Annotated in this window: 1 protein-coding gene and 1 pseudogene; one reads left to right on the top strand and one right to left on the bottom strand. The window is 74.9% G+C overall.

Annotated elements, in window-relative coordinates:
• Nucleotides 1-415, top strand: a pseudogene (locus tag JS521_RS35550) (hypothetical protein); the annotation flags it as partial.
• Nucleotides 416-533: 118 nt separating this feature from the next.
• Here JS521_RS35550 and JS521_RS35545 read toward each other — a convergent pair.
• Nucleotides 534-1,698 (bottom strand): outer membrane protein assembly factor BamB family protein (locus JS521_RS35545; protein ID WP_205086974.1); only part of this gene is annotated, 1,165 nt, incomplete at its 5' end.

Below are 1,698 nucleotides of genomic sequence, written 5' to 3'. Positions count from 1 at the left end.
CCAGGTCCCCGGGGCCGGCACCGACGACGATGCGCGGGCCGCGGCCGTGGGCGGGGACGGGGCGGGGCTGCAGGTGGGGGTGGCCAATGCGCTTGCGGGCGGGGTGCTGATGCTGATCGGGGCGTTGCTGATGAGTGGCCGGCCGGGCCGGCGGGAGCGGAGGGCGGTGCGGGAGCGGGAGCGGGTGGAGCCGTTTGCCGTGCCGGCGGCGGATCAGGTGGATACGTGGCCGCCTACGCAGGAGCCGGGGATGTCGGTGCAGACGTCGCCGTGGCCGGAGCCGGAGGTGGACCCGTACACGGGGCCCGATCCCCGTGATCCCCGTACGCGGTCGTATCCGCAGGCCGCCCCGCATCCGGAGGACGACCCCCGGGATCCCGTACACCCGCCGCACCGGCCGCCCCCGCAGGGTTGACGCCCGCCCCCGTCGAGGGTTCCGTCCTCAAGCGCCGGACGGGCTGGGGGTGCGCCGGACGGGCGGGAAAATCAAGCCCGTCCGGCGATTGAGGACATCCTTCAAGCCCGGGCCTCGCTCAGGTCCTCGCCCTGTTCCCCGTACCCGTGCCCTTCAGCGCGTCCAGCGCGTACACGCAGCGGTCCTTGCTGCACGCGTACACCACGCCCGCCCGGGCCACCGGCGAGCCCGTGATCTCGCCGCCCGTCGCCAGCTTCCAGCGGAGCTGGCCGCCCGCCGCGTCCAGGGTGTACAGCACATGGTCCGCCGAGCCGAAGTGGACCCGGCCGTCCGCCACCACCGGCGCGCCCACCACGTCGCCGCCCGCCGCGAAGCGCCACTTCGGGGTGCCCGTGACCGCGTCCAGGGTGTACAGCGCGCTGCCGCTGCCGACGTGCACGTTGCCCACCGCGACCAGCACCGGTTCGATCGAGGAGCGGGCCTCCGTGGCGATCCGCCAGCGGTCCTTGCCGGTCGTGGCGTCCAGCGCGTACACCGTGCCGAGGTAGTCGGCGAGATACACCCCGCCGCCGGTCACCGCCGGGCCCGGAGCGAACGCGGGCGGGGAGAGGAAGACCGCCGGCGACTCGAAGTGCCAGCGCACCCGGCCGGAGCCGGTCTCCACCGCCAGCACCCGGGTGCCCGCCGCGATGTAGACGTAGCCGTCGTCGGCCGGGGTGACCCGGACCGGGACGCCGCCGCAGGAGGCCGCGTCGCCGATCGGGTACGACCAGCGCTCCCTGCCCGTACGGGCGTCCAGCGCGCGGAGCCGGGCGTCCTGCCAGACGTACACCGTGCCGTCGTGGATGACCGGACCGGCCTCCGCCGTCTCGAAGTCGCTCTGCGCGCCGGTGATCTCCCACAGCTTGTCGCCGCTGGACGCCTCCCAGGCCTGGATCCCGCCGCCCCGGGTCGCGGTCAGGACCGTGCCCCGGTCGGCCTTGAGCGCGTACACCCAGGCGTCGGTGGACAGACGCCACTGCTCGGCGCCGGTCGTGGCGTCCAGCGCGTACAGCGAGGGGCCGTCCGATGCGTGGATCCTGCCGCCTTCGACGGCCATCGCCCAGGCCACGTCCCGGGTCTTGAACTGGCGCCGGCCGTTGCCCACGTCCAGCGCGTGGACCTCGAAGGACGTCACGTAGAGCAGATCGCCGGAAACGACGGGCGTGCCCCACACGTCGTTGGACATGCGGAAGCGCCAGGGCCGCCAGCGGTCGGGGGCGGGGGCCGCTGCGTCCGGGGCG

This window comes from Streptomyces durocortorensis, from assembly GCF_016901035.1.
In the GTDB taxonomy this organism is placed as follows: Bacteria; Actinomycetota; Actinomycetes; order Streptomycetales; family Streptomycetaceae; genus Streptomyces; species Streptomyces durocortorensis.
Note: the sequence above shows the minus strand (reverse complement) of the source record. Positions and strands in the feature narration are given on the sequence as shown.